General features: G+C 42.3%; 22 protein-coding genes. 11 read left to right on the top strand and 11 right to left on the bottom strand.

What is annotated here, in order from left to right:
* Positions 1-236 precede the first annotated feature (236 nt).
* From QK890_RS11785 to QK890_RS11740, 10 genes are all read left to right on the top strand, one after another.
* Positions 237-1,454, top strand: coding sequence for a site-specific integrase (locus QK890_RS11785; protein ID WP_032530312.1), 1,218 nt, complete (start codon positions 237-239; stop codon positions 1,452-1,454).
* Positions 1,455-2,063: 609 nt separating this feature from the next.
* Positions 2,064-3,584: a ClC family H(+)/Cl(-) exchange transporter gene (locus tag QK890_RS11780; protein ID WP_032541219.1), complete on the top strand. Its 1,521-nt coding sequence runs from the start codon at positions 2,064-2,066 to the stop codon at positions 3,582-3,584.
* A 282-nt stretch (positions 3,585-3,866) separates the two neighbouring features.
* Positions 3,867-4,898, top strand: coding sequence for a hypothetical protein (locus QK890_RS11775; protein ID WP_032530314.1), 1,032 nt, complete (start codon positions 3,867-3,869; stop codon positions 4,896-4,898).
* A gap of 192 nt (positions 4,899-5,090) precedes the next feature.
* Positions 5,091-5,606: a hypothetical protein gene (locus QK890_RS11770; protein WP_137569171.1), complete on the top strand. Its 516-nt coding sequence runs from the start codon at positions 5,091-5,093 to the stop codon at positions 5,604-5,606.
* Positions 5,607-5,653: 47 nt separating this feature from the next.
* Positions 5,654-5,866, top strand: coding sequence for a hypothetical protein (locus tag QK890_RS11765; protein WP_032530316.1), 213 nt, complete (start codon positions 5,654-5,656; stop codon positions 5,864-5,866).
* 11 nt (positions 5,867-5,877) lie between these two features.
* On the top strand, positions 5,878-6,384 hold the full coding sequence (locus QK890_RS11760; RefSeq protein ID WP_367627352.1) for a hypothetical protein: 507 nt from the start codon (positions 5,878-5,880) through the stop codon (positions 6,382-6,384).
* Between the two features lie 277 nt (positions 6,385-6,661).
* The gene (locus tag QK890_RS11755) at positions 6,662-7,660 is read left to right on the top strand and encodes a toxin-antitoxin system YwqK family antitoxin (protein WP_220575996.1); all 999 of its coding nucleotides are present in this window, start codon (positions 6,662-6,664) and stop codon (positions 7,658-7,660) included.
* A gap of 14 nt (positions 7,661-7,674) precedes the next feature.
* Positions 7,675-8,244 (top strand): tetratricopeptide repeat protein, encoded by a 570-nt coding sequence (locus QK890_RS11750; protein WP_175415592.1) that lies wholly within the window; start codon positions 7,675-7,677, stop codon positions 8,242-8,244.
* Positions 8,245-8,296: 52 nt separating this feature from the next.
* A complete protein-coding gene (locus QK890_RS11745; RefSeq protein WP_367627351.1) occupies positions 8,297-8,548 on the top strand; it encodes a hypothetical protein in 252 nt (83 codons plus the stop codon).
* Between the two features lie 40 nt (positions 8,549-8,588).
* The gene (locus QK890_RS11740) at positions 8,589-8,882 is read left to right on the top strand and encodes a hypothetical protein (RefSeq protein ID WP_367627350.1); all 294 of its coding nucleotides are present in this window, start codon (positions 8,589-8,591) and stop codon (positions 8,880-8,882) included.
* A gap of 695 nt (positions 8,883-9,577) precedes the next feature.
* Here the strand turns inward: QK890_RS11740 and QK890_RS11735 are convergent.
* The 10 genes from QK890_RS11735 to QK890_RS11690 form a co-directional block, all read right to left on the bottom strand.
* A complete protein-coding gene (locus QK890_RS11735) occupies positions 9,578-9,844 on the bottom strand; it encodes an HU family DNA-binding protein (RefSeq protein WP_032539919.1) in 267 nt (88 codons plus the stop codon).
* 54 nt (positions 9,845-9,898) lie between these two features.
* On the bottom strand, positions 9,899-12,625 hold the full coding sequence (locus QK890_RS11730) for a tetratricopeptide repeat protein (RefSeq protein ID WP_367627348.1): 2,727 nt from the start codon (positions 12,623-12,625) through the stop codon (positions 9,899-9,901).
* 29 nt (positions 12,626-12,654) lie between these two features.
* Positions 12,655-13,212, bottom strand: coding sequence for a DUF3575 domain-containing protein (locus QK890_RS11725; RefSeq protein ID WP_220575995.1), 558 nt, complete (start codon positions 13,210-13,212; stop codon positions 12,655-12,657).
* A 26-nt stretch (positions 13,213-13,238) separates the two neighbouring features.
* A complete protein-coding gene (locus tag QK890_RS11720; protein ID WP_044300739.1) occupies positions 13,239-13,568 on the bottom strand; it encodes a hypothetical protein in 330 nt (109 codons plus the stop codon).
* Between the two features lie 18 nt (positions 13,569-13,586).
* Entirely contained in the window at positions 13,587-14,240 is a 654-nt protein-coding gene (locus QK890_RS11715) for a DUF1566 domain-containing protein (RefSeq protein WP_234191023.1), read from the bottom strand.
* Positions 14,241-14,268: 28 nt separating this feature from the next.
* Positions 14,269-16,059, bottom strand: coding sequence for a fimbrial protein (locus QK890_RS11710; protein WP_255580218.1), 1,791 nt, complete (start codon positions 16,057-16,059; stop codon positions 14,269-14,271).
* Positions 16,060-16,096: 37 nt separating this feature from the next.
* Positions 16,097-17,836 (bottom strand): fimbrillin family protein, encoded by a 1,740-nt coding sequence (locus QK890_RS11705; RefSeq protein ID WP_250709580.1) that lies wholly within the window; start codon positions 17,834-17,836, stop codon positions 16,097-16,099.
* A gap of 16 nt (positions 17,837-17,852) precedes the next feature.
* Positions 17,853-19,664, bottom strand: coding sequence for a DUF1566 domain-containing protein (locus tag QK890_RS11700; RefSeq protein WP_220575992.1), 1,812 nt, complete (start codon positions 19,662-19,664; stop codon positions 17,853-17,855).
* Between the two features lie 48 nt (positions 19,665-19,712).
* The gene (locus tag QK890_RS11695; RefSeq protein WP_044300737.1) at positions 19,713-20,612 is read right to left on the bottom strand and encodes a FimB/Mfa2 family fimbrial subunit; all 900 of its coding nucleotides are present in this window, start codon (positions 20,610-20,612) and stop codon (positions 19,713-19,715) included.
* Positions 20,613-20,745: 133 nt separating this feature from the next.
* Positions 20,746-22,014, bottom strand: coding sequence for a fimbrial protein (locus tag QK890_RS11690; protein ID WP_044300736.1), 1,269 nt, complete (start codon positions 22,012-22,014; stop codon positions 20,746-20,748).
* A 271-nt stretch (positions 22,015-22,285) separates the two neighbouring features.
* Here QK890_RS11690 and QK890_RS11685 point away from each other — a divergent pair, with 271 nt between their 5' ends.
* Positions 22,286-23,164 carry an AraC family transcriptional regulator gene (locus QK890_RS11685; protein WP_044300765.1) on the top strand — a complete coding sequence of 293 codons (879 nt, stop codon included), beginning with the start codon at positions 22,286-22,288 and terminating at the stop codon, positions 23,162-23,164.
* Positions 23,165-23,352: 188 nt separating this feature from the next.
* Here the strand turns inward: QK890_RS11685 and QK890_RS11680 are convergent, their stop codons facing one another.
* A complete protein-coding gene (locus tag QK890_RS11680; RefSeq protein WP_044300734.1) occupies positions 23,353-24,573 on the bottom strand; it encodes a site-specific integrase in 1,221 nt (406 codons plus the stop codon).
* Positions 24,574-24,659 lie beyond the last annotated feature (86 nt).

Genomic DNA, 24,659 nt, shown 5'->3' with positions numbered 1-24,659 from the left:
AATCGGTTGTTTTGCAAAGCAAATCCCTGTATTTCAAACAAATACAGGGATTTTTTATTTCTTGCTCCCAACTAAATAGTACATTTCAACACATTTCAAAATGCTAAATTCGTGTGTATTATTGGAATCCCTAAAAATTGCACACGAATTTGATTATAAATCACTCGTTTTCATCAATTTACCCTATTCTTTAAGTGCACACGATTTTAATGTTTTACACTAAAAAATGAGTAGATATGAAACAGAACACATTCAGTATTATTTTTCTTATCAGAAAAACAAGATTAACGAAAAGAGGTGAAGCGCCTATCCAAATGCGTATTACAGCCAACGGCCGGTTTATAGAGCTAAATACTCAACGCAAAATAGAACCCGCCAATTGGAATCAAAAGAAAGAACGGGCCACCGGCAAAACTCCGACCCACCAGGAAATCAATCGATATCTGGAATGGCTACGTACCAGGGCTTACGAAATTCAAAAAGAACTATTTGATCAGAATGGCTATGCTGAGCCTGTGCTTATCAAAGAATATCTCCAAGGCAAGCATAATACATGCAAAATGTTTTTTGAAGTATTCGAAGAGCATAATGAACAGATGTCACTCCTGATCGGAAAAGAGTATAACGAAATAACCCTTCGCCGTTACAGGCTCTGCCTGCGTTATTTTAAAGAAATGTTATCCGAGGAAACAAAGGTTGAAGACATCCCCATTAAAAACGTTACAGGTGAATTAGTCCGCAAATTTGAGGCATTTCTGAAAATAGAAAAGAATTGTGCTCAAAACACAGTGATACGTTACATGAAATGCATGAAGAAAATAACAAACCTGGCTTTAGCAAATGGATGGATAATAACAAACCCCTTTGCCAGCGTGAAATTCAAAGAGAAGAAGGTTATCCGGGATTTTCTCACTATCAATGAGCTGAACATGCTTAAAGACAAAGAATTCGAAATTCCGCGTTTGGAAATAGTCCGGGATGTATTTCTGTTTTGTTGTTTCACCGGATTAGCCTTTATCGATGTATACAACCTAAAAAGTGAACATATCATTGAAGATGCGAAAGGACGGAAATGGATTCACAAACAACGCCAGAAAACGGATGTCGAATTCTTTGTTCCACTATTGGAACTGCCATTGGCGTTAATTGAGAAATACAAGGATCACGCTTTATGCAAACAGTCAGGAAAGGTACTTCCTGTGTTTGCCAACCAAAAAATGAATTCCTACATCAAGGAAATAGCTGATTTTTGTGGCATCAAAAAGCATCTGACAATGCACATAGCCAGATACACATTTGCCACAACCGTCACCCTGGCCAATAACATCAAACTCGAAAACGTATCTAAAATGCTGGGGCATACAACGACCCGTATGACGGAGCATTACGCCCATGTACTCAATGAATCCTTGGCTAATGATATGGATAAACTTTCAGGGATAATATCTCAATAAATGAAATTAAAAGACGAGTTCCACCTACTTTCTCGAGTTTTTGGAACTCTTCGACTGTTTATCAAAATATTCCGATAATGGTCAACGGTTAAAAACAGAGCGTTTCACTTGAGACTATTCACGTTGGGCTACCACCGTGGCACTATTCTGGCAGCCCTTTTCAATTCAACAGTAATAGAACTGTGCAATAAATTATTCTTATTTATACTAAACTTCTAATTCGTTTTTTCTTTTAAAATAATAAATAACAAAGTTATCATCTTTTCCGTTAGTCACAATCCAATTATTAAAATCCTCATTTGAATTTAGCATTTTAATGTATTTTTTCATTTTCAATCATTCCATATAATCTCCAAATTAATGAAGACCGTTGAAACAAAATCAATGCATTTACATACTCCATATTATCAACATATTTTCAGAACTTCTCCGAAACCGCTTGTTTACAGTTTTTTGATCCGTCCCGCCCATATTTTCATTTATAATTCCTATCTTTGCTCGAAGAATGGACATTCCTTAACTGAACTATCAGATTTACTAATTAAAAACTACCCGCAAATAAAGCTAACCGCACGATAGAGTGAACTTTGTTAGATTATAGGACGCAAAATGGAACTAAAGTACGTAAAACTATACCTGCTATGTATTCCGGTGGGTATCTTAACCGGAATCGTAACTATACCTTATCATTATTTGTTAGGTAAGGCATCTGACCTGCGACACCTTCTGTTTAATTCCGAGGTAAACTGGTGGATGCATCTTTTGGCTATATTTTTAATGTGGGTTATGGGATTAATCATACATTATGGTGTTAAAAAATGCCGTTCCATTTCCGGTAGCGGTATTCCACAAGTAGAAGGAGCCATTTATGGGAGATTCCAAATAAATCGCCCGTTTAAAGCGCTTGTTTTAAAATTCACAGGAGGTCTGGCAAGTATAGGGATGGGATTATCGCTCGGACGCGAGGGTCCTTCCGTTCAAATGGGCGCATTCGTGGCCCGCATAATAGGAAAATGGACTCATGCATCCGTCTCGGAACAACGTTATCTTTATACGGGTGGGGCAAGCGCAGGGCTCTCGTCAGCCTTTATCGCTCCTTTGGCTTCATCGATATTTATCGTGGAAGAACTGGAGAAATTCGATTCTGTGAAAATAATCATTACCTCACTTCTGGCATCGACTATAGCCGGGACAATGGCCGGTTGGGCATTCCCCGGAAACCTGTATGCACCGATCAACACCTCCTATCCTTCCGAACTTAGCATTGTCGGAATTACCTTGGCATTCATTTTATTTTCCTTGCTATTATCCTTGGTTGGAAAGCTCTTTAACAACTGTCTACTTTATTTCCAGCAGAAATACAGCCAAATACAAATGTCGGTATATTTAAAAGTGCTGTCAGTGGTTATTGTAACTTATATCATAGGTTATTTCTTTTCAGATTTGATTGCAGGTGGTGAAGATTTTCTTCTCAAACAAGCAGACACTACGGCATATACAGGTATACTGTTTCTTTGTGGCATCATCCTGCTTAAGCTATTGTTCACAGCACTCAGCTATTCAACGGGCTTTCCGGGAGGCATCTTCCTGCCATTGCTCGTCATCGGAGGACTGACAGGAAAGGTATTCGCACTTATACTTATCCGGCAAGGTTTTCTTTCAGCAGAACATTGCGGTTTCTTTATGGCTATTGGTATGGCTGCAGCATTCACAGCTGTCGTACGTTCTCCGGTTACAGGCATTATCCTGCTTTTGGAAATGACCCATAAGTTTGAATTGCTTATTCCAATGACAATTGTTGTAGGAATCACTTACTTTATCAGCGATATCGCAGGAGTAAGACCAATATATGACCAGCTTTATTTACGTTTACTGCCCAAAGAAAAAGAAGATTCAAATTCCCGGCACACCCTCTCATTCGAAGTAAATGCTGACTCATACATGCAAGGGAAAAAAATAGAAGACATTATTTTGCCCAAAGATTGTAAAATAGAGAATGTCGTACGAGAAGGAACTCACTTGCCTTTACATAATACTGTCACTCAACCGAAAGACCGGGTAGATATCAGCCTTCCATCATGTGAACTGGAAAAACTATACCGCACATTCAGGAACATGGCGAATGAATAATAGTACCAGCATTTTGAGTTGTTCCGTTTATTGGTGAAAACTGCGGAAAAAGTTCAATTGACTAATTGCCAATAAGTAAAGAGTAGAAAGCAAGATAACAGGTAACGAATTAGTAACGCAACTCCGGTTTAAGTTGGCTTTTTAATGGTTTCACCTGACTTCGCCCCGGTCATTCAATTACGTTTAAAACCCTTATCCACAACCTTCTTTCTCTATTCTTCCCTCAGTCTCAATTTTAATTCCTATCTTTGGACACAAACAACACGCTTCAAAGAAACAGTTATGAATATCAGAACCTTATTAATTTTAGTATTGCTATCCTGGGGGATAAATGCCAATGCACAGGAAAATTCCACAAATGATGATATCATCATACAGACATTTCCGGATTACAGCCGGAAGTCTAACACAACGGCCAGAAGCGCGGAAGAACAGAAGGTTATGGAATTAGTCGAGCAATACATATCGAACACTCTGCATGAATATAAAACAAAGCCAATGTATTACCTGAAAATAAAAAAATCGGAATGCCATATAATAGTCCGCATAAACGACATACCGGTATACGAGGATTTTTCCGATTACGACTGCAATTATGATGATTATGACGGTACATTATATCCTGTCAATAGCTGTCTGCCACGCAGCGGAAAACAAACATTTAGCGTAGAGATATATCCCACCGGCCAACAAGACCATATCTCAGATGACAGTTCTGTAAGCCTCAAAATATACCATTGTCCCGACATAGATAAACCGGAAGCTGAAACCAACTTGATTGAAGAACTGAAATTACCCGATAATATAGGTACACAAAAGCTGAAATATTATACCGCTTCGGCAACTTTTGAGGCATCGCTGCCTTTTGATTACAGTGATAAACTCACCAAGGCCCGTGACCTGACACAAATACCCGACTTAGAAGAAAAGGTACTAAAGCAATATAATAAGATACGGCAATATTTAGTGGACTGTAACGAATTGGCCTATCAGACACAGTACCTCAGTCATATCATTCCTTACATGGACATGCGTTATAACAGCCGGCAAGAAATAATAGATAAATTTTGTTATACGGAAATGTTTGATAAAACATCAGTCAATAGGAAAGTTGCGCCCATTACAGATTTTGAAATGGTGATTTGCGGGAATGGTAAACTGGTCATGCTACGAAATAAATCGGAAAAGAATAGTGTATTGCAGATAAAGTCCGACATAATCAATGAAGACGGATGGAGCATACCTAACAATATAATCATACCTATTATACTATATATACCCGAAAACAGTGATAAACTGGAAATATACATGTGACAACAGGCCTATAGATGATGGATATTTTTAAATATGATCGTGTTTACATCAATTTCAGAGGATGCTTATGGTAGACACAGAGAGTTTGTTAAAAAAATATTCAAAGTTGATGAGACGTAAACATAATCCCAAATAGTTTATGAACAGATAGAATTAATCAACTGAAGATATACTAATATAGATAGTAAAACGATGAAAAAACTATTTTTAGCGTACATGGGACTAATAATGCTTAGCGGGTGCTGGTCATTTCAAAATAAACAAACGGAGACAGATTCACAAACAGAGAGTAAAGCTGGTAAAGCTAATATTAGCGTTTTAAACTCCGACACAAATAATCATGTGAGTGAAGCGAATAGTGATGAACCTAAATTATTTGTGAATGAAACAGATTGGAAAGGTTTAAAATGCGAGAAATATTCGGAGGATGATGGATACACGACCATTCAGAAGTGCATTTTTCCAGACGCTAATATGACACAAGTGTATGATGTCATTAAGCGAATCAATGAGAATCTGAAAGATACACTACCACAAAAAGACATAGAATACATTTCTGAAGTGGATAAATATATCAAGGTTTGCTATAAGTACAAAACAACAAATGACCTCTTAATAGAAATAGACTACCAAGGAGGGGTTACCTGTTTTGAAATTATGCAGAAGGATAAAAGTATTATCACCAGAATAACTTATGCGGCTGATTAGATAGCTTAACTGTGAGTTATAATTTTAGATGCAAAAAAACAATCAAAATGAGTATTAAAGTATATGATAAAGCAAGGGGTACATTTGCTTGGAGATTATGGCATGAGCCTGATTCGGACAAAAGTGGCTGTACAAAAGAAAAAGATAAAGCAATAGAACTTAGATTAATAAATCAACCGGAGAATTTAAATTTATTATATGAAGATGAACATAATTATATAATAGATGATGCTTCTTTAATGAATGATAATAATTCCTGAAAATAAATAGTATGAAAGTAAATATGCTGTTTGCATCAATTGCATTATGTTTGGCTATTCATTGCTTTGGAGGCAGTAAAATTTCTTCAGATACACAACCTCAGAAATCAGTAATACAGTCAAAAGACACTGTTGTTAATGTGTCTGAACGTTTTGCTATTTTGTATAAAAAATATGATAAAGATTTTAAGTTATGGTATAATCCATATATCATACGTCTTAAAGAGAGAGATACCGTTAAAATAGCAGAATTCTCGTATGAAAATGGAGGTGAATTGGATCTGCGTATCTCTCCGAGTAAAAGATTTGTTGTGCTGGATAATATTATAAAAGGTTATGTAGAAGACGGGGATGAAAAAATATTGCATGAAAATTATCTGTGTGATATAATAGACCTTGAACAAAGTATTGTTGTTGGCAGTATTCAAACACATTGTGGAGGAGAGTGGGATGAAGATGACAGGTGGGTTGATGGAGGTGAAATTATCTTTGATGGCAGTTTGTTGAAGAAGAAATAGATATAGTTGATAACTCTGAGTACAATAATTTTCCGGAAAGCGAAATCCGAGAAATTGTTCATGAGCTAACTGATAAGCTTGTCTTCTACAATATCAAGATTAAGAAAATGATTGACTTATCAAATAATAAGAGGAATTTTGGATGGAGCGATTCTCGTGAACATAAACTTCCCGGAAGGACATCGACTTTAGATGTTAAGCATCTTGATGACCACGCTGGCCATTTGCACTACCAAGGCTACAATAAAGATATAACCATACTAAAAAAGATATAACGATGAAAAAATTACTATTACTCGTCCTTTGCGGGCTTTTTTGTGTCGTCGATGTCATGCCGCAGAAAACCATTGGATTTGAATCGCTTGTCATCGAAAAAAGCGGCGCCGTAAATATCTATTGGGAAAAAAACAAGAAGAACAGTAAGTCCAAAACGCTGGATGGAAACTACCGGATCCTCTTTAAGACTTACCACATGACCGGAAAATTCACGAAAGGTTTTCCCATTGATACCCTGCGTGCCTATACGAACACTCCGGACGGGATGGAAACGGCAGAGGACGGAATACTGCTCCTCGAATACGTGTACGACAAGGCTGGGCACCAGCACGGTATGCAACGGCTTTTCTACAAGGACAACGAACAAATAAAGTCCGAACACCCATATGTCCACGGTATACTCGAAGGAACCGCCCGAGAATGGCACCCGAACGGAAACCTGAAAAGCTGCGTGGAAATGAACAATGGAAAAATCAACGGAATCTCCTTCGGTTGGGACGAAGAAGGAAATCCTCTGTCGGAATGGCACTATACGGACGGGGAGCGTGACGGGGTGTGCCGCATGTGGATATATACCGACGACGGTGAAACATTTGTCAATGAAGAACACTACAAAAACGGTCTGCAGGCAGACAGTACCTGCTATTACCGTATAAACCCTGACGCATCAAAGACGTTGCGCTGCCGCACAACCTACGCCGGAAAGGGCAGTGCGGTGAAGTTCGAATCGTTTGACGGCGACACATATTCCGTCAGGGAGATGGAGGATGGCAAAGACTGGCTATGGACCCAGTACATACTTGGAAGGCTGTCCGCCAGAGAAGAATACAAAGATGGGAAACCCCATGGAGAGTCGATTATATACTATCCAGGAACCGACAAACGATGGAAAATCTCTATGTTCGACCAGGGGGAACTGCTCTGGCAAAAGGAATACTCCATTGACGGAAAGCTGATAGATTCCAAAGGCTTGGAGCAAACACAGGAAAAGACACAGTAAATATGAATATAAACATGAAGAATATAAATATGAATTTGAGGAAACTCCGGCTTTTTTCTGCCGCTGTTTGCCTTGCCCGCTTTGGCACAGCCACAGGTGGCGGAAGAATACCTGCAATCGCGCAAGGAGGAAGTCATTGGACGATGAACAACCTGTTGCATGGCTACGCGGAGGGAATGCCCGGTTGCCTCACCAAAAGACTGAATGAGCAAAGTGCCCGGTTAGATACCATGGCACAGTGTTCCAAGAAGGAAATCGCCCTTGCCAAATACTATACAGGTTGTTATTACTACGGTCATGGTGATGATTCGGCCACGTTCCCGTGGTTTTCCAGAGCCGCACAATTCGGGCAACCGGATGCGCAGTTCAACATCGGGTTGAGCTACGAACATGGATTCTTGGGCCAGATGGAAAATCTGAAACAAGCCATCGATTGGTATTCCAAAGCCACCGCGCAAGGAAGCAGTCAGGCCATGCTCAACCTGGATGCCATCTATGATGAAGGCAAATTTGTAGAACGAAACGTAGAGAAAGCCATCGGATATACCGGGGTCATATTAACTTTTTGTACACAAAGAGTGTGATGTATCATTCCTTGCCTTTAATAATAAAAGCTTCTACAAATAAAAACAAGTTATGAAAATAAAAATACTTATAGGTATAACATTATTAAATTTTGGATTTACCAACTATATAAATGCACAATCGCCCAAAGAAAATATAGTTATAAATACAGATTCGACACCTCACAAAAACACATCCGATTCCATACCGGTCACAGGCTGGTATCTTATAGAGGATAATTTGGGAAACGATTACAAAAGAATAAGTTCCGATTACAGGCATAATACAATCGATTCAATTCCTATCGTAGACGCTACATATTAAAGAAGTAAAAGTAGGGGAAGACGAAGAATATCTGTTTTTTATGGCCGTAAAGTTTGATGATACCGGAATATCGGCATGGACAAAAGCTACTCAAGAATACAAAAACAGAAAAATAGCCTTTGTAGTAAACGGCACTATAAAAGATACTTATCCGGATATCCGGTATATCTGGGTAAATACAGAGTATGAAATCACCTTCTATTTACCGGGTAATCCTTCCGAAGAGCAATACAGGCATTTTGGAGAAACCTTATGCAAAGATGCCGGTATTGCCATTGAAGTAGGGAAATATGAAAATGAATTACCCCCGATGTTTGTTTCTTTGGAAGATTAACTTTATCGTCCATTTATAATGAATGCTTCAAGTAATATAATTACGCGGATACGCAAATTAGCAAACCAAGATTTTCGTATCAACAGCCCTTATGGAGAATCAATTTTGATATTTATGAAACATAACGGAGTTGCAAGTATTAATAGCACGACGGAAAGTACTAAGAAAATTACACTTTCAGTACATAATGGCGGGGATGTGCCCCTCCGGTACATTGAAAGAGAAAAATAAGTGCATCTCCCTGTCCACCGACAAGAAGATGCACTAACATAAACAAACAATATTCTACCTTCACAGGCAGTTGAATCCATCAGACCACCTTCATAAGCAGAGATGGCAAAGGTTATGGATTCTTAAAATGATTGCTTCACAGCAATCATCGAGTTATAAACACTGTATTCTATTATTTTCTGTTTTAGTTTTGATCATCTTCTTTAAAAAGTCCGTATTTCTTCACCGGTTCAGAGAGTTTCGGGATCAAGGTTCGCCAGGAATTTCATTTGGACGTCCATATCCACCGCACCGGGCAATAGCCGCACCGCTTGTTCTTCATTCCCCAGACATGCCTGAAGAATAGCTTGCATGTATTTGCTTTCGGCTATCCAGGTGGATTTCTCTAATATTCATAAAGCAACCTTGTTGCAAGGCCCATCATCATCTTCTTTTTTTTATTATATAGCAAGTTCTTTCTTTTTTCACTTAATTTCCAAAGCTTTACCCGGTTTGAATTTAACAATCTTCTTTGCAGGAATCTGCATTTTCTGACCGGTTGAAGGATTATACCCCTGACGTTCCGCATGTTTCTGCACCCGGAAAGTTCCGAATCCCACAAGTGTGACGGGGTCTTCCTTATGCAAACTGTCCCTGACGGTGTCCATGATATGGTTTAAGGTCTTCTCCACATCTGCCTGTGACATGCCGCTACGAATAGCAACCTCTTGAATCAATTCTTTCTTGTTCATCTTTTTAGTTTTTAATAATATTCATAGAAAACAGATTCATCTGCTTTGCTTCTTTTAGTTCCAGTCATCTTCTTCCTTAAAGAGCCCGTACTTCTTCACCAGTTCCGAGAGCTCCGGATCGAGGTTCGCACGGAATTTCATTTGCTCGTCCATCTCTGCCGCAGTGAGCAAGAGCCGTACCGCTTTTTCTTCATTCCCCAAACGTGCCTGAAGGATGGCCTGCATGTACTTGTTATCGGCCGTCTGGGGCGATTTCTCAAATATTCGCAAAGCAGCCTTGTCATATCCTAAAGACATGTAAGCAATGGCCGTATTCACATCATCATACGGGCGCAGCATTTCCAATGCCTGTTCGTATTTACGTTCCTCCAGATATTCCACAGCCCGGGCATAGGTCGTATCCGGTTCGTTGGTATAGATTGTATCCTGCTTCATTCCCCTGCGCGAGAGACTGAATCGGAAATCTACCGCACGTATTATTGGATAGAGTTTCTCTAACATATAAGCGTATTCCGATTTATATTGGCTTTTTATCAGCCATTCGCGCCGGTCGGGTTCCTGTTCACGGTCAATAATCCTCAATATAGCGTCTTTATGGCCTTTGAAGTCTGCATCACTCACAATCAGGCTGCGTAACTTGTTCCAATCCTCGGGGATGGTGCGTATCTTTATCAGGTTCGGTAAATCCGGAATCTCGTCTTTCACTTCACGGTGAATCAGGTTACCCGCCTCGTCCATCTCAACGTTGACACCGACAGACAATGAATCGTACAGCGCGGTAAACTCCCTTACCAGAACGTCACGGATGGATTTTGCACGCTTCTGGGCTATTTCTCCGTTGACGCGCCAACTGCCTTCGGGTGATGAAGAAGCGAAGAGTGTCAGACTGTCTATCCTGTACACAGGATCGGTCATCAGTGCCAGAGTAAGATCTTTCACTTTCTTTACTCCTTTGCGGTTCACGGCAATGGTTTCGTTCAGGTTGAAGTCGTTTTGCGGAAAGTAAAAATTCACGCTTGTATTGGCTTCCGCATCCCGGGCAATGATTTTTCGCACATAACGCGGAGTCTTGTCAATGAATTTAGTCATAGAACTCACCAGATAAGTCAGTGTATCCGACTTCGGAAGCGGATATTTGCTTCCGTTGCCGCTTAACACATTACCTACCACATACACCTTCATACGTGCTGAGTTTTCATCTGCGGGCACCTTCTGCGAATAGAGAAATTTCACCTGATCGGCAGCATAAATCACCGTATCGAGTTCCGCATCCGGATTGAACGGGAAACGCACGATATCATGGTATTTCTCGTCTTTCATCGCTTTACGCGCTTCGTTACGGGCTATTTTCTGCGTGTTATAGAACTTTTGCACCAAATTGGTCGAATCGAGCGAGTTGATATGCGCTATCCAGTTTCCGTATTTTTCCTGCAGGGCGGCATGCCGCACGGCGGGCGGATGTATGTTATACAACTCCCGTATCAGGTGGTATTGCGGATAGACTGACCGCAGATGCTCGTAACGGTCGATATAATGCTTTACCGTTGTCACCGAGTCAAACCGGCTGAGTTCGAGTTCCCTGAACGCTTTACGACCGGGCAGGTGCAGCTGTAACGAATCGGACAGGTTGCGGTGATAGGCGTACAATGGCAACTTGCTACGGGTAAACCCTGTTTGTTCATCACCCAAACCATAGTATGCGAATATGCTTTCCTCCGAAAAGTTTGCCAATGACTTCTGCCTTGTCTGTACCGTATCCGGCCTTTCAGTCATCAGCCACAAGGGAGGCACGGTGTCCACACCCCGGACATAATAGAGGCTGTGTTCCGCCTGCCGCAAGGGTTCAAACGATACCCTGTCATAAAAATATTTCTTACGGGTAACCAGTTCTCCTGCCTGATAGTTGGTACGAAGTTCCCATTTGTGGTTGAAGTAACGGAAGCGCTCCCGCAAACCGGACCACTGGGGTTGTAAAGTGTCGTTCACCCGCTCCAGCGCACGGTCATACTGCCATTGTTGGCGCTCTATCATCAGCCGGGAGTTCTTCAGTATATACTCTTTCAACAGGCTGTCCCGTCGGTTTACCTGCCGGTTGAACATCTCAAAACGCAGTAACAGCGGGTCCGGACGGTGTTTTTTAGCATCCTGTATTGCCCATAGCTTTTCCAGCCTTCGTTTATACCATTTCAGACGTTTCAGATAGCGTTCAAAAGAACGGTAATTTACGTAAGTCTGATAAAAGTTGGCGGAATCCGGAATTATTTTCTCTACATAACGGTCGTATCGCCGGTAGTCCCGCTCCTGCAACTCCCGGAAGCGCTGTCCCGTGAAGCGGAGTTCTTTCAGCGAGTCGGGCACGTCGCCCCTCATAAGCACCGGACGGACGTTGACCATCCAGTTATCCTGTTGCAGAACTTTGGGAACTGTCACTACAAACTCTACATTAATCAGTCCGTTCCGCTCTGCTGTATTACGCGTGGAACCGGCTGATACCACCACTTCATCAAGCGCCACCGTGGTCAGGTTCTCTTGATGGACACTGTCCCATTCGACAGACATGCCCACGGGGATGCTGTCACCTTTAGCACTGATGAATGTAAAGTTCAGAACCGGGGGCTGATTGGCGGAATCGCGTTTTGCGATCTCCACCGGCTCACTCCGCCGGTTGGCAGGCAAGGCCAGTGTCACCCTCGACTGCTCTTTGTAGAGCCTACCAAAGGGGGAACATGCAGTGATAACTATTATCAGAAACAGAATATAGAAAATTTTAGAATGCTTCATGCTTCCTTGCGCCAACTGAAGGGCCGATCTTAAAACAAATAAACAAGATTAAACGCCACTTTAGGTGTCGGCAGGAAATAAGTACCCGATTTCACCTTATCACCACAATGTTCGCAACGATATTTCGTGTAGGGAGTGACAAGCAGCCCCAGACCCGCTTCCACTTCCATATTCCAGCGCTTGCTCAGCAGCCAGGAGCGCCCATAGGTCATTCCTGCGCCATAACCCCACCCCTGGTAGCGGTAATCGAGTACCTTGTCCCATGCCACGTTGAAGCGTGCGCCCATGGCATACATGCTGATAAAGTTTCCGGCGTAGGGTTGCCAGAACCAGTAGCGTGCACCGGGTTCTATCAGGAAATGCTTGATCTTTTTAGTGTCACTGAAATTCCAAGGATTATAAGAAACACTCATATTCAGCGTCCAGTGTTTATCCAGAAGCATGCTGCCTTCAACGTTGAATGTGGTGGTAGCCAGTTTCAGCGTATTGGTTTGTACTGAGTAAAACTGGGCATGCAGCCGAATCGTCAGAGCGCCCGCAAACAGTAGGAAGGAGAATACCAAGCAATATCGTACGAATTGTTTCATGGATGTTTCAATATAGAAAGTTTATGTTAATTTACTGTTAATTTTTCATACCATTCACTGTAACCGGATCGGTAGCAATAGGCTGTGGGTGGCGCTTCAACCTGTATGTAGCTGTCTGAAACCAATGTGCTGTAAAATTCAGAGAGTCTGACCAGAAAGCTGTCAGGAACGTGTACACAGGGGATGCACGCTTCATGCCCCCCGGTGGTTTCATTGCCAGCTTCCAATACCGGATACATAATACTCAAATAATAAGCGGAGTATCCGAAAGCACACCACTTATCTTCTACATAGAACAAGTAAATGTAATACAGGTTTTGGGACTCCTTATCAATTGCCAATTCCGGAATTTCCATATTTATCTTTATTATCGGTTAATAATCACTCACACACCTCACCATGCCGTTCACCATACTTTTAGCCTGGGTATCACAGTAAGGCACACCCTTCTCAAAGTTAAAAAACCAGGCTTGGTCCGTACCCTTTTCGGTGGAAGCCCAGTATCTTTTCTTCTTGTTGGGTTCTTCCATCGGTTTCTCCTTATATATCAAGCCGATGGGTCCACGAAACATCCACATCAGTTGTAACTCGCGTTGAGTGGGAACACGCCATTTCCGCCCTGCACCCGGGCCGGAAGTACCATACAAACGGCAGCCTGTATTTGCAGGAATGGTGAAATCCGGATTATTATTATTTCCGTCATCGCTCACTCCCTGCACAGTCATCCAAGTCTCATCATTGTTCCCCACATCCGTGGGTGCCACGATAAAGCGGAACGGGATTCTGTCATTGACACTCAGGTTGCCACCGTTTCCTCTGGAAACCTGATGCCGGATAGTAGCGCCGTTCTTCGTCATCCCGACTCCCGCTCCCCATTGGGCGGCTCCTGCCAATCCATCCGCATAAATAACGGCATACGTTGTTCCACCGATAGTCTCTTTCTGAATATACTGCCCGAAAACTCCCGAAGGAAAGCCGAAGCAGAATAAAACGATCCATAAAATGGGATAGATTTTGAAACTCATCATCTTTATTTCTTATTAGGTTGCATTTCGTTTATTTATTACCTCCTCCCGCATGATTGGCTTTATCAGGATCCTGCGAAGCTCTGACAGCATGTGTGTTGCCAACGGCATCGGAGAACACTTTCCCTTCATTCGTAACCACAAAGGCTTTATCGGCACCCGGATCGGCGGTAGACGACCAATAGCTGCCCGCCATCTGTTTTTGCGTACTCGAAGAAGAAATCCAGGTCCCGATCAATTCGCTGACAGAAGGGAGATACCACCACCCCTTATCGGCTCCAGGTTGATCTCCCACATTGTATCCGTTCGTTCCCCGATAACAGGTGTAAGCAGCCTCATAATTTGCCCAAGTACTTGGGGCTCCTTGCAACGCTAAAGTATTCGCACATCCATTCGTCAATGAAGTGGCTCCGCAATTTGAGAATGATGAACCTTCATACCATTTCAGCGTTTTCCTTTCCGGTAGGCTACCCGGATAGTATCCATCCGAAAAATAAGACTCTATACTGTTCGGGTATTTCCATTTAACGGCATTCGCATCATCTACTGTCGGCAAAGCAGTACCAACGGCATCGTATCCCGTAAGTTCTCCCGAGAAATAGCCCGGTATCAACCGGATGACATTGGTATCATCCCTACTGTTTCCTTTCAAGACAATGTTATAAGTCAGGTCGTAATTGGCGTACACACTGTAATCGGAAGTGAAGTTCTTTCCCAGAAACAACTGATAGATAGAAAAATCTGTTACAATATTCAAATTCTCGCCACCAGCGACCTCCTTATTCTCCAACCCGATAATCTGAAGGTAAGTGCCGCCTGTCGGCGCGTTATCGCGACGGGTATTCACTGTAGAGGTCAATACCGTCTGCTGGAGATTGATCGGAATATACAAAGGAGCCGTTTGAATCACAGGATTTGCGGCAGTTGTTGTAGCAAGTGATTTATGCCAAAAAAGGTCGGTTTGTTCTTTCAAATCCTCTGAAGGGAAAATAGCTTTTCTTCCAAGTACATTATAGTAGTTCTGCGTGGGAATATTCATCAAGGTCACATTCCACGTATGTGGTACCTCTATAAAATGTGGATAGGTTGTTGTTATATTGAATGTCACTCTTGCCACGGTACGCTTCAAAGAGATGTATAGCTGTTTGCCCGCAAAGATTTCGGCATCAGCCTGACCGCACATAACGATACCTGTCCTCTCCACATTCTTTCCGTTTTCCAGTAATGGATTTCCGTTTGCGTCTGTCAGTATGAGCTTGTTTTTAGGAAAAATGCCATCATCGGCCGTCAATGTCATGCAGAGGTTATGTAAATCAGCATAGGTAGATACACTCGGCTTTATATTCTCAAACGTACTCATATTGACGTTGGCTAAAACCACAATCCTGTTTTTTTGTTTATCCGGTGTAGAGGCAATCACCACCTCATCTGTCTTGATGGAACCATCCGGAGATGCAAAATATTTCTTTTCTACCAATGTTCCATCCGGTTTTGTCCCGTTAAACTGGAAACCCATGTACGAATAGACGGCGTTATCTTCTGTAATATCTGTAGTAGGTGTACCACCTGCCCTTGTGGCAACAGGTGTCGCCACAAGTTCTACGTCCATATCCGGCGAGGACATCCTGAGGACGGGCGGCATTTCTTCCGCACGTGTTTCCGCGTCAGACGAAGTATTATAATCGTCTATGCCCAGGGTGAGTTTCACGGCAACCGGCTCCACGGTTGAAGACGTACCGGAGTCGGGCAGCAAACGGTCCTCCGTACATCCTCCCAAGGCTAAGCAGACGATACATATCGAAGCCATTATTTTTTTTATCATGATAATATCGTTCATTTGTATATTGTTATCATATTCATTACTTAAAATCACGGACACAGCGCACGAAAGCCTTTTTTTTCTTGTCCTGAGGAGATAACACCAGACCCTTATCTATAATATGAGTGTTAAAATAACCAAAACACATAGCACTCCATGCTTCGTTTTTGTTGACTTCAGTTCCTGCCCAGTACATTTTTTTATCATTTTCTATACTTGAAAAATTCAAATCGTTATATGTATTCCCATTAGCTGCTACTATTAGAAATAACGCCCGTAGCTCGGAGGCTCTCGGAAGTCTCCAGTCATGAAAACCACCCCCGGTATATTGTCTGCAAAGTTCTTTAGCAACCAACTTACCATTTGCATCTTCCCACGGAACAGATAATATGGAGACATCATTCTTGGTTACATGAATTTCCTCACAAACCTTTTCTTTCCCTGCCGCATATAAGTTTATATCGTCACTTACTTTCATACCATCTGTGGGCAGACTTGCGGGATCCGGTGTATTAACAGGTACATAGTCTCCGTTACCACCATAGGCTACAGTGGTAAAATAGCTCTTGTAGGGATGCCCACCAAGAGTATAATATTCAGGCATTGGGGGATAGTCAGTCGAAAACTCTTCACTCGGCCAGGTACCTTGAGGCCAATTTACTTGTTGGAGCGTCTTCTCTAATCTTACCCACATATAGTCAGAGATAGGGGGATCCGCTATCTCACTTCCAAAATCACCATTAATTACCTCAGATGTCCAGTTCTGAACATTCATGCTCAAAGCAGAGTTATTGTAGACCAGGTTGTATGTGTTCTTATATCCCTGTCTGAAACCAAATAACTTACCATCCTCACTCTTGTTAAGGTAGCTCTTATCCAGCGTAAATGTTTCATTAATACCATTGACCTTCAATACGAGGACTATATCGCCGTCACCGACTTTGGCATCCATGAACGAGGGAACCAGAAACTCGTAGGTAACGTCCGTAGTGGACAATTCCACTGCCGGGGTTAATGTTACTCCTATCGGACCGGCGGTAGCTCCATCCTTTGCCAACCCTGTTGCCGGGTCAATAGCTCCCTTGTTTTTAATCCAACCGCCCCCAAGGTTATCCAAAGTAACACTACTTAAATTGAACACTTCATTATTGTTCATGTATTTCCTGATATTAAGAACGATCCACGTATAGGCATGCCGGAAGTTTAAAGGAATAGTTGCCACCGCTTCTCCGGATGGATGATCGAACGGATAGGTGGTACTGGTATTGTAGAGTAGATCCGTCTGTTTAAGGTCGGTCTTTGAGGAGAAGTCGAAAGGGATTCCATTCGTATAGGCACTTTGGGTGTTGGCTGGAATACACGGATAGTAGGCAATCACTTTTAGTGCCTTACCTTCCGGTCCTGTAGGAGTGACGCCTGAGCCGTCAGAGTTATTAATGAAAGTCCAATTCCACGGTGCGGAAGAACTGGAGCGTTCCATTTTGGCAGTCATATCTGATGATCCTCCGAAAATCTCATTCCCGTTCTCACTTTTAGTGATGGACATACCAAAAGAATAGGAATTTCCGGTAAAATCGGTCGTGGATGTAATACTCCTTGATTGGACAACTTCTGTCTTTTCTATGGACGCATTGAAGTTCAAAGGGACTTCCATTTCCGGTGTATCCCTTTCCATCCCGTCGTAGACATTGTTGTCGCAGCCTCCTGCCAATAGTAAAGAGCAGGCTGCCAGGATGATTGTCCGAGGCAGGATATATTTCTTATTTGTATCCATATTCATCTGTATATCGTTTCAATTACTTGTTATTTGTTTGCCTTACACAACGGATTTTCAATTTCTCTGTTTTCTGATGCCACGACGCATATCCGGGGCTTCCGGTAAAATCGACAGCCCATGCCCATTCGGAATTCAGCTTTTGCTGGTTATCAGCATTTGCTACCAGATATTCACTCCCGCACCAATAAGTCCCGGATAGCGGTGTGAACCCTCGTAATTCTTCTAAATTTGCATGATTCGCATAGATAAGCGCCAGCTCCGAGAGTCGCGGAAGTCTCCAGTCCTCGAATCCGTTTTCTTCCAGATTGCGGCATAAGTCAAAGGCCGTTAACGTCTTCGTTATTCCTTCCACTGTTCTCCATGGATGAGTCTCAGCACCCGATTCATCCACAATATCGTTACCGGAAACCATTAGCTCGGGAAAAGCACCTTCATAGTTAAAAGCATCTTCCACCGTAGCATATAACCTTCCGTTTTGTCCTCCATCAATATCCGTAATGTAAATGTTTTGTCCTTCCTTATAAAAATTATTGTAATCGAATGGAAGATTTCTATTAGTACCCCAATAATTTTTTTTCTTGGGAATTTGTAGTGAGGAACCCATAACGTAAGTCCAGTCCACATTCTCTCCATTAAATCCCTGATATGTCAGGTAATATCCCAAGACGGAAGGTATGGAGGCCGTTTGACCCGCAACCCATGGTTCAAGAGTGGCATCAAAGATTAAATTCTTCGGCTTACTTTTGTACGCAAGTTCGGCGGTGGCATAGCCTGCGGCTTTTACACTCTTGATGGTAAACTGGTATATGTGGTTGCGCAGGATATTCATTTTGTCATGGTTTCCCTCATCGTAAGTAAAGTCTATGCGGTAGAACGTTTCCGTCGGCGAGCCGTTATATCTACCTCCTACGATAATTGCCAAACGGTTGGTATGGTTGTTGTCATACACATTCCCCCATAGCAAATCGGCTTCGGGCAGATAGATTTTCCCTAAACAGTAAATACTGTTTGTTATGTATGCGTTACCAGTGTAAGTCTTGGTGGTAGTTCCTCCTCCGGTGACATCCGAAGGCTTGTCTATCACTATATCTGTATCTGATACACCGTCAGTCTTCCAATGGTAATTAGCCGCTAGCGGCATATATGCGTATCTCTGACCTGCTTTCCATACCTGTATTTGGGTGAGGGTGAAAGGTGCATTTTTGTTTTTAATCCATGAGGTAATAATACCACTCGTATCTTTTTTAGGCGTGCCGACACCGATATCCACACGTGCCACGGCACGAACCAACTTTGTATTGCCGGAATAAACAGAACCTTGACTTACCTGTACGGATTTGCCTCCCTCAATCACCCCGAACATGGGAAACGGGGTAGTACTGAAATCGAGAGGATCGGCCGTTGCTTCACTCGCGCAGGCTTGTTGCACCTCTTCGTAGCTCTTGCCATACAGACCGTAAAGAAAGCCGGAGCCGGAAATATTGGCGAGGATAACAAGTTTATAGTTATCAGAGGAGCTTACACTCTGCAACAGGGTGGCACTATAGGTTCCATCGCCAGTCTTTGTTCCTTCCGCCACGTAACGCAGGGTTCCGTAAGTATCACCGTCGGCATTGAACTGAAGAATGTAAACAGACTGAATCTCCCCGGTCTCATTGCCTGCCGAAGGCGTACCCGCATCGGAAGTGGATACGGACAGCCTGACAAGAACGGGATCGTCCTGCTGCACGCTGTAGCTGTCATCGTTCCGGCAAGCTCCCGTCAGCATGATTATCCATAAGAGTATAACCAATCTGTCCGGTCTTGCTATATAGTCAGTTTTTATCTTCATATTTATATTCTTAATCTTTTTCTTTATATCTCTCCAGGGATAAAAGAATCAATTGTATTCTTTCCAGACAACGGTCTCCCCCCAACCTGTAATTTCAACCCCCACATCCACCGAAGCTTTGAAATTCAACAAAAGGTTAGTGGTTTTGCCTACTATGGGGACAATCGGTTTGCCGCTGCCATCCGCCGTTATGCTTTTAAGCAAAGACCGGTTGTGGTAGATGTCTATTGTCAGCCCATTGCCTTCTGCCGTAGGGAAAAGCCGGAACATGGAAACCTCAAAGTCTTTGTTCGCGGCAAGGGTCATTGCCGGGGAATAGGAAGCGGGAGGGCCTCCGTAATTGCCGTTAAAATCCATGCGGCTGCTTGTTTCGCGGACAACGAGCGAGTAATTACCGTCGTTCGTGCCGGTGAGATCTTGCAAGCCTTGCAGGGTTATATTCATGGACGCCGTCATGCGGGAGACTTCTATGGTATGTTCTCCGCCACCGTTGGACGTTGTATTGTTTTCTATTTCAAGCTCTCCGTAGAACAAGTCGGAGGGAGAGGTAAATATGCCCTGTTCCGCCCTTGTAGATACGGAGGGTTTCAGTGATATGAAACCGTCGGAGCATGGATCGCCCTTTTTCAGGGGGCTGACGAGCATCGTACCGTCCTGCGTGTTGCCCATGGCTACGCAATGAAAGGTGGGGATGCCCGGATAATTAAGGATAACAGGTTCCATACCGTTCACGGGGAGTATGTCGAGCAGCAAGTCTTTGTCATTGAATACATAGAGGTTCATATCTTGTATGGTTTCTGCGGGTATATCTGCGGGCAGATTCACCTTCAGCGGGATACCCTTGAAACAATCATCGGTATTCTCGGCTATGCATCCCGACAACAGCAGCAGTGTGAACAGATAATATACGATCTCCGGGATGAACCGGAATTTATAGGCACCTGTCATAATGGAGATTCTTTCTTATTTTAGTTCTTGGTAGTTTGAAATAGCCGCCGCGGACACTGCCGCGGCAGCTATTTATTAATCAGCAAGCATGCCCTTTAAAAGGGAACTGTCGATCGCAATCGCAAGCCGGGAATTAGAGCCAGCTTTTTTCGATATTTATAGGATTTGCCCACTTTGCTGCAGTAACGGTAACATTTACGGAACTGTTAACGGTCGGTTTAGTCGGGTCGGTAGTACCACCACCACCGCTACCGCCTTGGTTTTCAGGTTTAAAGTTACCCTTCAAATTCAGGACTACGCTATATGTTTGACCCGCTTTAAGTTCATCCTTGTCTCCACCTCCGAAGTAAGTGGCAAAATACTTGGTGTCGTTAACTGCATCAGCCTTAGGTTTTGTTGTTGCCATTGTCTTTCTCCATTTCACTTCAACTACGAGTACTGTCGGATGATTGGCGATATCCGAAACGCCGTCGTTTGTGAAGGTATACCAATGTCCGATATCCGAAATTGAATTCTTTGCGGCAGCGGTTCCTTCGACAAATTTGTCAGCAGCGGCCTCTATGTTGTACTCATCGTATTGTTTGAAGTCGGTGGGTGCCGGGGCTGCCCATGGAGCGGTCCAAGCTACACCGCCGGTATACTTTTTCTGGTTTTGTGCGATATAGTCAGCACCGGCATCGGTAGTAGGAAGGAACTGTGTCATTCTCTGTACGCTCATCAGGTAAACGCGGGTGATGGTAAAGTTCGCATCATCAGTCGTGGCGAAATCATTATTCTGGACATATTTGTTGTCCTTAACCGATCCACCATTAAATGTAATTTTCGTGAGCTGTATTCTGGCTGCTAAGAAGTGTAACTGTATTGTTACAGAAGCTTGCATTGTCTCGTCTTTTTTCACAAACGGATCCAAATTGCCTATCCCCGACATATAGAGATTAGCATCCTTTTGGGTTATCCCGCCGGCTGGAGTATCAGGAGTCTTCAGTATATCCGTTAGCACAGCCTTCAGGGCAGTCTTAGTTGAAACAGTGGCAAACAGTTGGCCTGCACCCGTCAGGTCTCCTGTATTGGCTATCACAGCCACTTCTGTAGCGTCCGTCGTGGTTGACACACTATTGGCGTTCACAGATGCCGGAGTACCGATATATTTCTTCGTAATAACGACTCCATCCTTGTTAAAGATAAACACTGTAAGATTATTTACCGTACCATTTTGGGCGTCCAGATCATTAGGTATCCCCGACGCTCTGCTGCTTGCCCGTTCACCGGTTCCGGTTAATTTAATGATGACTTTCGCTTCCGGAGCATTGCTTTCTCCACCGGGAATCTCGTCGTCGTTCTGCGAACAACTTGCCAATGCCGCTATCGCGCACATGGACAATAATAAACTTTTTACTTTCATTCGTTGATGTTTAATTAATTTGAAATATTTTTTTCGTTTGGTTTAAAGCTCTATTCTATAATAGAGACTTATTAGCGATAAAAACAATTCTAAAATCATGATTAACAATTCATTAGAAATTTCCAGTTCCTAAGGAATATTAAATAATTATAGAATCATTTCTTCTCAACAAGAGAATCAGCAGTGTTTCAATACTATATGAATTGATTTCCGGCATCATGTTGAAACATTGCTGAAACAAAACGAGAAAAAGAAACAAAAAGAACAACTTATGAATAAGAAAACATCGCTGAACGAACTGCTCTATATACAGGAGCATCTGTCATGTAGAAATTACCATGAAGAGTTGGTAAATGGATTCAAATATATTGAGTTTAAAAAGGATGAAGTCATACTGGAAAAGGAGATTTTATGGAACTATATCGTATTCTTGCTTGAGGGAGAATGTGTCATTAACTATAATCAGTACAAAGACCGAAAATTCCAAATGGGATCAATCATTTTGTTACCTAAAATGGCCACAATAAAAATAGAGGTAACGGCAGGTACCCGCTTGCTTTCATTGTCGTTCGGAATCCCTTTGAATCTCTGTGATAAGTTTGCGTTGCAATCGTTAACAGGACTTTGCAGCAAACTCAATTATAATTTTGAACCGGTCGATATACGTTATCCGCTACCTCCTTTTCTGGAGCTTGTAACGCATTGCCTGAAGCAGAAGATGGGCTGCGGACATTTCCATAGTTTGTTGCAGCAGGAATTGTTTTTTTTACTGCGAGGCTTTTATACCAAAGAAGAATTAGCTCTTTTGTTTTATCCGATTCTGGCAGCAGAGTTGTCATTCAAAGATTTTATCATCGAGAACTGTGCCAAAGTAAATAATGTGAATGAACTTATTTCACTTTCAAACATGGGAAAATGTAACTTTTACAGTAAGTTTAAGCAGGTATTTGGAACAACGGTCAAACAATGGTTGCTGAAACAACGTAATCAGCGTATTTTAAATAAGGTGATGGAATCGGAAACTACGATTGGAGAGTTAATGGAGGAGTTCAATTTTGATTCCCAGGCTCATTTTACACATTATTGCAAACAACATTTCGATTGTACGCCAAAAGAGCTGATTATGAAGTATCAGGCTATGGATCAGTAGTTTTTGCATAAATTATATCCGCAAATACAAAATGTAAAAAAAAACATTCTTTTTGGCAATAAATGTAAATTGCAGATGGCCTATCTTTGCAGTGTGAAGCATATATATCCTATGATTTTGCTAATTGCATCTCTATTATAGAATAGAGTGTTATAAAACACACCTTTTTAAAATAAGATGACTCTGCATTATAATAAACTGTTGATCAAACCATTGATTCTCTCCAGATTAGTCCGATCGAGTTCTTTAAGATATACCAAGGTCATTTCTTCTTTCGTGTGGCCTAAACCGGTGCTGATTGTAGCAACGGGTGCGCCATATTCCCTCGCCAATGTTGCCCAAGTATGACGAGCCGTATATGTTGTCAGTGACGGAGCAATCCCCAATTTTTCGGATATGGTTTTCAGGTGCCTGTTTGTCCGCCCCAAAGCTACGCGGTATTGTTCATATTCGTTTTTATCCGTTTGAGGGTTAATCACAGGTTTGATTATAGGGAATACATAGTTATCCACATTCTCTTTATTAATCCCGTATTCATCCAGAATAGCCTGAATCTGGGGAGTAATTGTTATCTGAATAGTCTGTTTTGACTTATGCCTCCTATAGTTTATTGAATTTCCACAAATATTTTTCCATCTTAAAAAAATAATGTCTACAAAAGCCATTCCTTGGGCATAGAAGCCGAATAAAAAGAGAGCCCGGGATTGCATCAGTTCCGGATTCGATTCAAGTTCGAATTGCGTTAACCGCAACATCTGCTCCTTATCCAAAGCCCGTTTTACGGTTTTGCACGGTTTGGTGCAAACGTCTTTGAACGGATAAGTACATTTGGGCACGAAGCCGTCTTTTACAGCCAGGTTATATAAAGTCCGGAAGTTACGCATATAATATGCCTCCGTATTCTCACTGACTCCATTGCAAGACAAGAAATCCTTGTAGCAGGTTACGAACCGTTGGTTGATCTGGGACATTTTCACCTGCTTTGAGCCGATAAATTTTGCCAGAGAGGAACGTGTGCTGCGATAGGCTGCCGCAATACCATCTTTTTTCATTGACTTTTTCCAGGCTATCTGTGAGTCAATAAAATCTAATAAGATGTATTTCCTCGCAGATTTGTGAGCAACAGCGGAAGCTATGTCATTCACGGTATATTCATCTCCAGCCGCTTCAAGCCGCTTTATCTGCAGATAGAACGATCTGGTCATCTTATGTAGTTCCCGGCTGATCTTGCAATCGGCGTAATTGTTGGAACTGACCTTTTCTAAAACTGGTATAAATTCATTTTCCTTCATACGGTATTTAGTATATACAATCTCTTTTTTCCTCTGGTGAAGAAGTTGGAATACCACAGGGTAACTTCTGTCTTTCAATGCTCTCGATTTGTTTAGCTTTAATTTTACTGTTGCCATAAATTTTAATTTGAGTATAACATAATTAATTTTTCGGCAACAAAGAAAGGTGATTTCGACAAATACGCACAGTACAAGCATCGTCC

The sequence above is a fragment of the Bacteroides sp. NGMCC 1.200775 genome, from assembly GCF_040798045.1.
GTDB classification, from domain to species: Bacteria; Bacteroidota; Bacteroidia; order Bacteroidales; family Bacteroidaceae; genus Bacteroides; species Bacteroides hominis.
Note: the sequence above shows the minus strand (reverse complement) of the source record. Positions and strands in the feature narration are given on the sequence as shown.

Coding starts and splice junctions, on each gene's coding strand:
- QK890_RS11785 (WP_032530312.1), top strand. CDS start 237: ATGAAACAGAACACATTCAGTATTATTTTTCTTATCAGAAAAACAAGA.
- QK890_RS11780 (WP_032541219.1), top strand. CDS start 2,064: ATGGAACTAAAGTACGTAAAACTATACCTGCTATGTATTCCGGTGGGT.
- QK890_RS11775 (WP_032530314.1), top strand. CDS start 3,867: ATGAATATCAGAACCTTATTAATTTTAGTATTGCTATCCTGGGGGATA.
- QK890_RS11770 (WP_137569171.1), top strand. CDS start 5,091: ATGAAAAAACTATTTTTAGCGTACATGGGACTAATAATGCTTAGCGGG.
- QK890_RS11765 (WP_032530316.1), top strand. CDS start 5,654: ATGAGTATTAAAGTATATGATAAAGCAAGGGGTACATTTGCTTGGAGA.
- QK890_RS11760 (WP_367627352.1), top strand. CDS start 5,878: ATGAAAGTAAATATGCTGTTTGCATCAATTGCATTATGTTTGGCTATT.
- QK890_RS11755 (WP_220575996.1), top strand. CDS start 6,662: ATGAAAAAATTACTATTACTCGTCCTTTGCGGGCTTTTTTGTGTCGTC.
- QK890_RS11750 (WP_175415592.1), top strand. CDS start 7,675: ATGAAGAATATAAATATGAATTTGAGGAAACTCCGGCTTTTTTCTGCC.
- QK890_RS11745 (WP_367627351.1), top strand. CDS start 8,297: ATGAAAATAAAAATACTTATAGGTATAACATTATTAAATTTTGGATTT.
- QK890_RS11740 (WP_367627350.1), top strand. CDS start 8,589: ATGGCCGTAAAGTTTGATGATACCGGAATATCGGCATGGACAAAAGCT.
- QK890_RS11735 (WP_032539919.1), bottom strand. CDS start 9,844: ATGAACAAGAAAGAATTGATTCAAGAGGTTGCTATTCGTAGCGGCATG.
- QK890_RS11730 (WP_367627348.1), bottom strand. CDS start 12,625: ATGAAGCATTCTAAAATTTTCTATATTCTGTTTCTGATAATAGTTATC.
- QK890_RS11725 (WP_220575995.1), bottom strand. CDS start 13,212: ATGAAACAATTCGTACGATATTGCTTGGTATTCTCCTTCCTACTGTTT.
- QK890_RS11720 (WP_044300739.1), bottom strand. CDS start 13,568: ATGGAAATTCCGGAATTGGCAATTGATAAGGAGTCCCAAAACCTGTAT.
- QK890_RS11715 (WP_234191023.1), bottom strand. CDS start 14,240: ATGATGAGTTTCAAAATCTATCCCATTTTATGGATCGTTTTATTCTGC.
- QK890_RS11710 (WP_255580218.1), bottom strand. CDS start 16,059: ATGATAAAAAAAATAATGGCTTCGATATGTATCGTCTGCTTAGCCTTG.
- QK890_RS11705 (WP_250709580.1), bottom strand. CDS start 17,836: ATGAATATGGATACAAATAAGAAATATATCCTGCCTCGGACAATCATC.
- QK890_RS11700 (WP_220575992.1), bottom strand. CDS start 19,664: ATGAAGATAAAAACTGACTATATAGCAAGACCGGACAGATTGGTTATA.
- QK890_RS11695 (WP_044300737.1), bottom strand. CDS start 20,612: ATGACAGGTGCCTATAAATTCCGGTTCATCCCGGAGATCGTATATTAT.
- QK890_RS11690 (WP_044300736.1), bottom strand. CDS start 22,014: ATGAAAGTAAAAAGTTTATTATTGTCCATGTGCGCGATAGCGGCATTG.
- QK890_RS11685 (WP_044300765.1), top strand. CDS start 22,286: ATGAATAAGAAAACATCGCTGAACGAACTGCTCTATATACAGGAGCAT.
- QK890_RS11680 (WP_044300734.1), bottom strand. CDS start 24,573: ATGGCAACAGTAAAATTAAAGCTAAACAAATCGAGAGCATTGAAAGAC.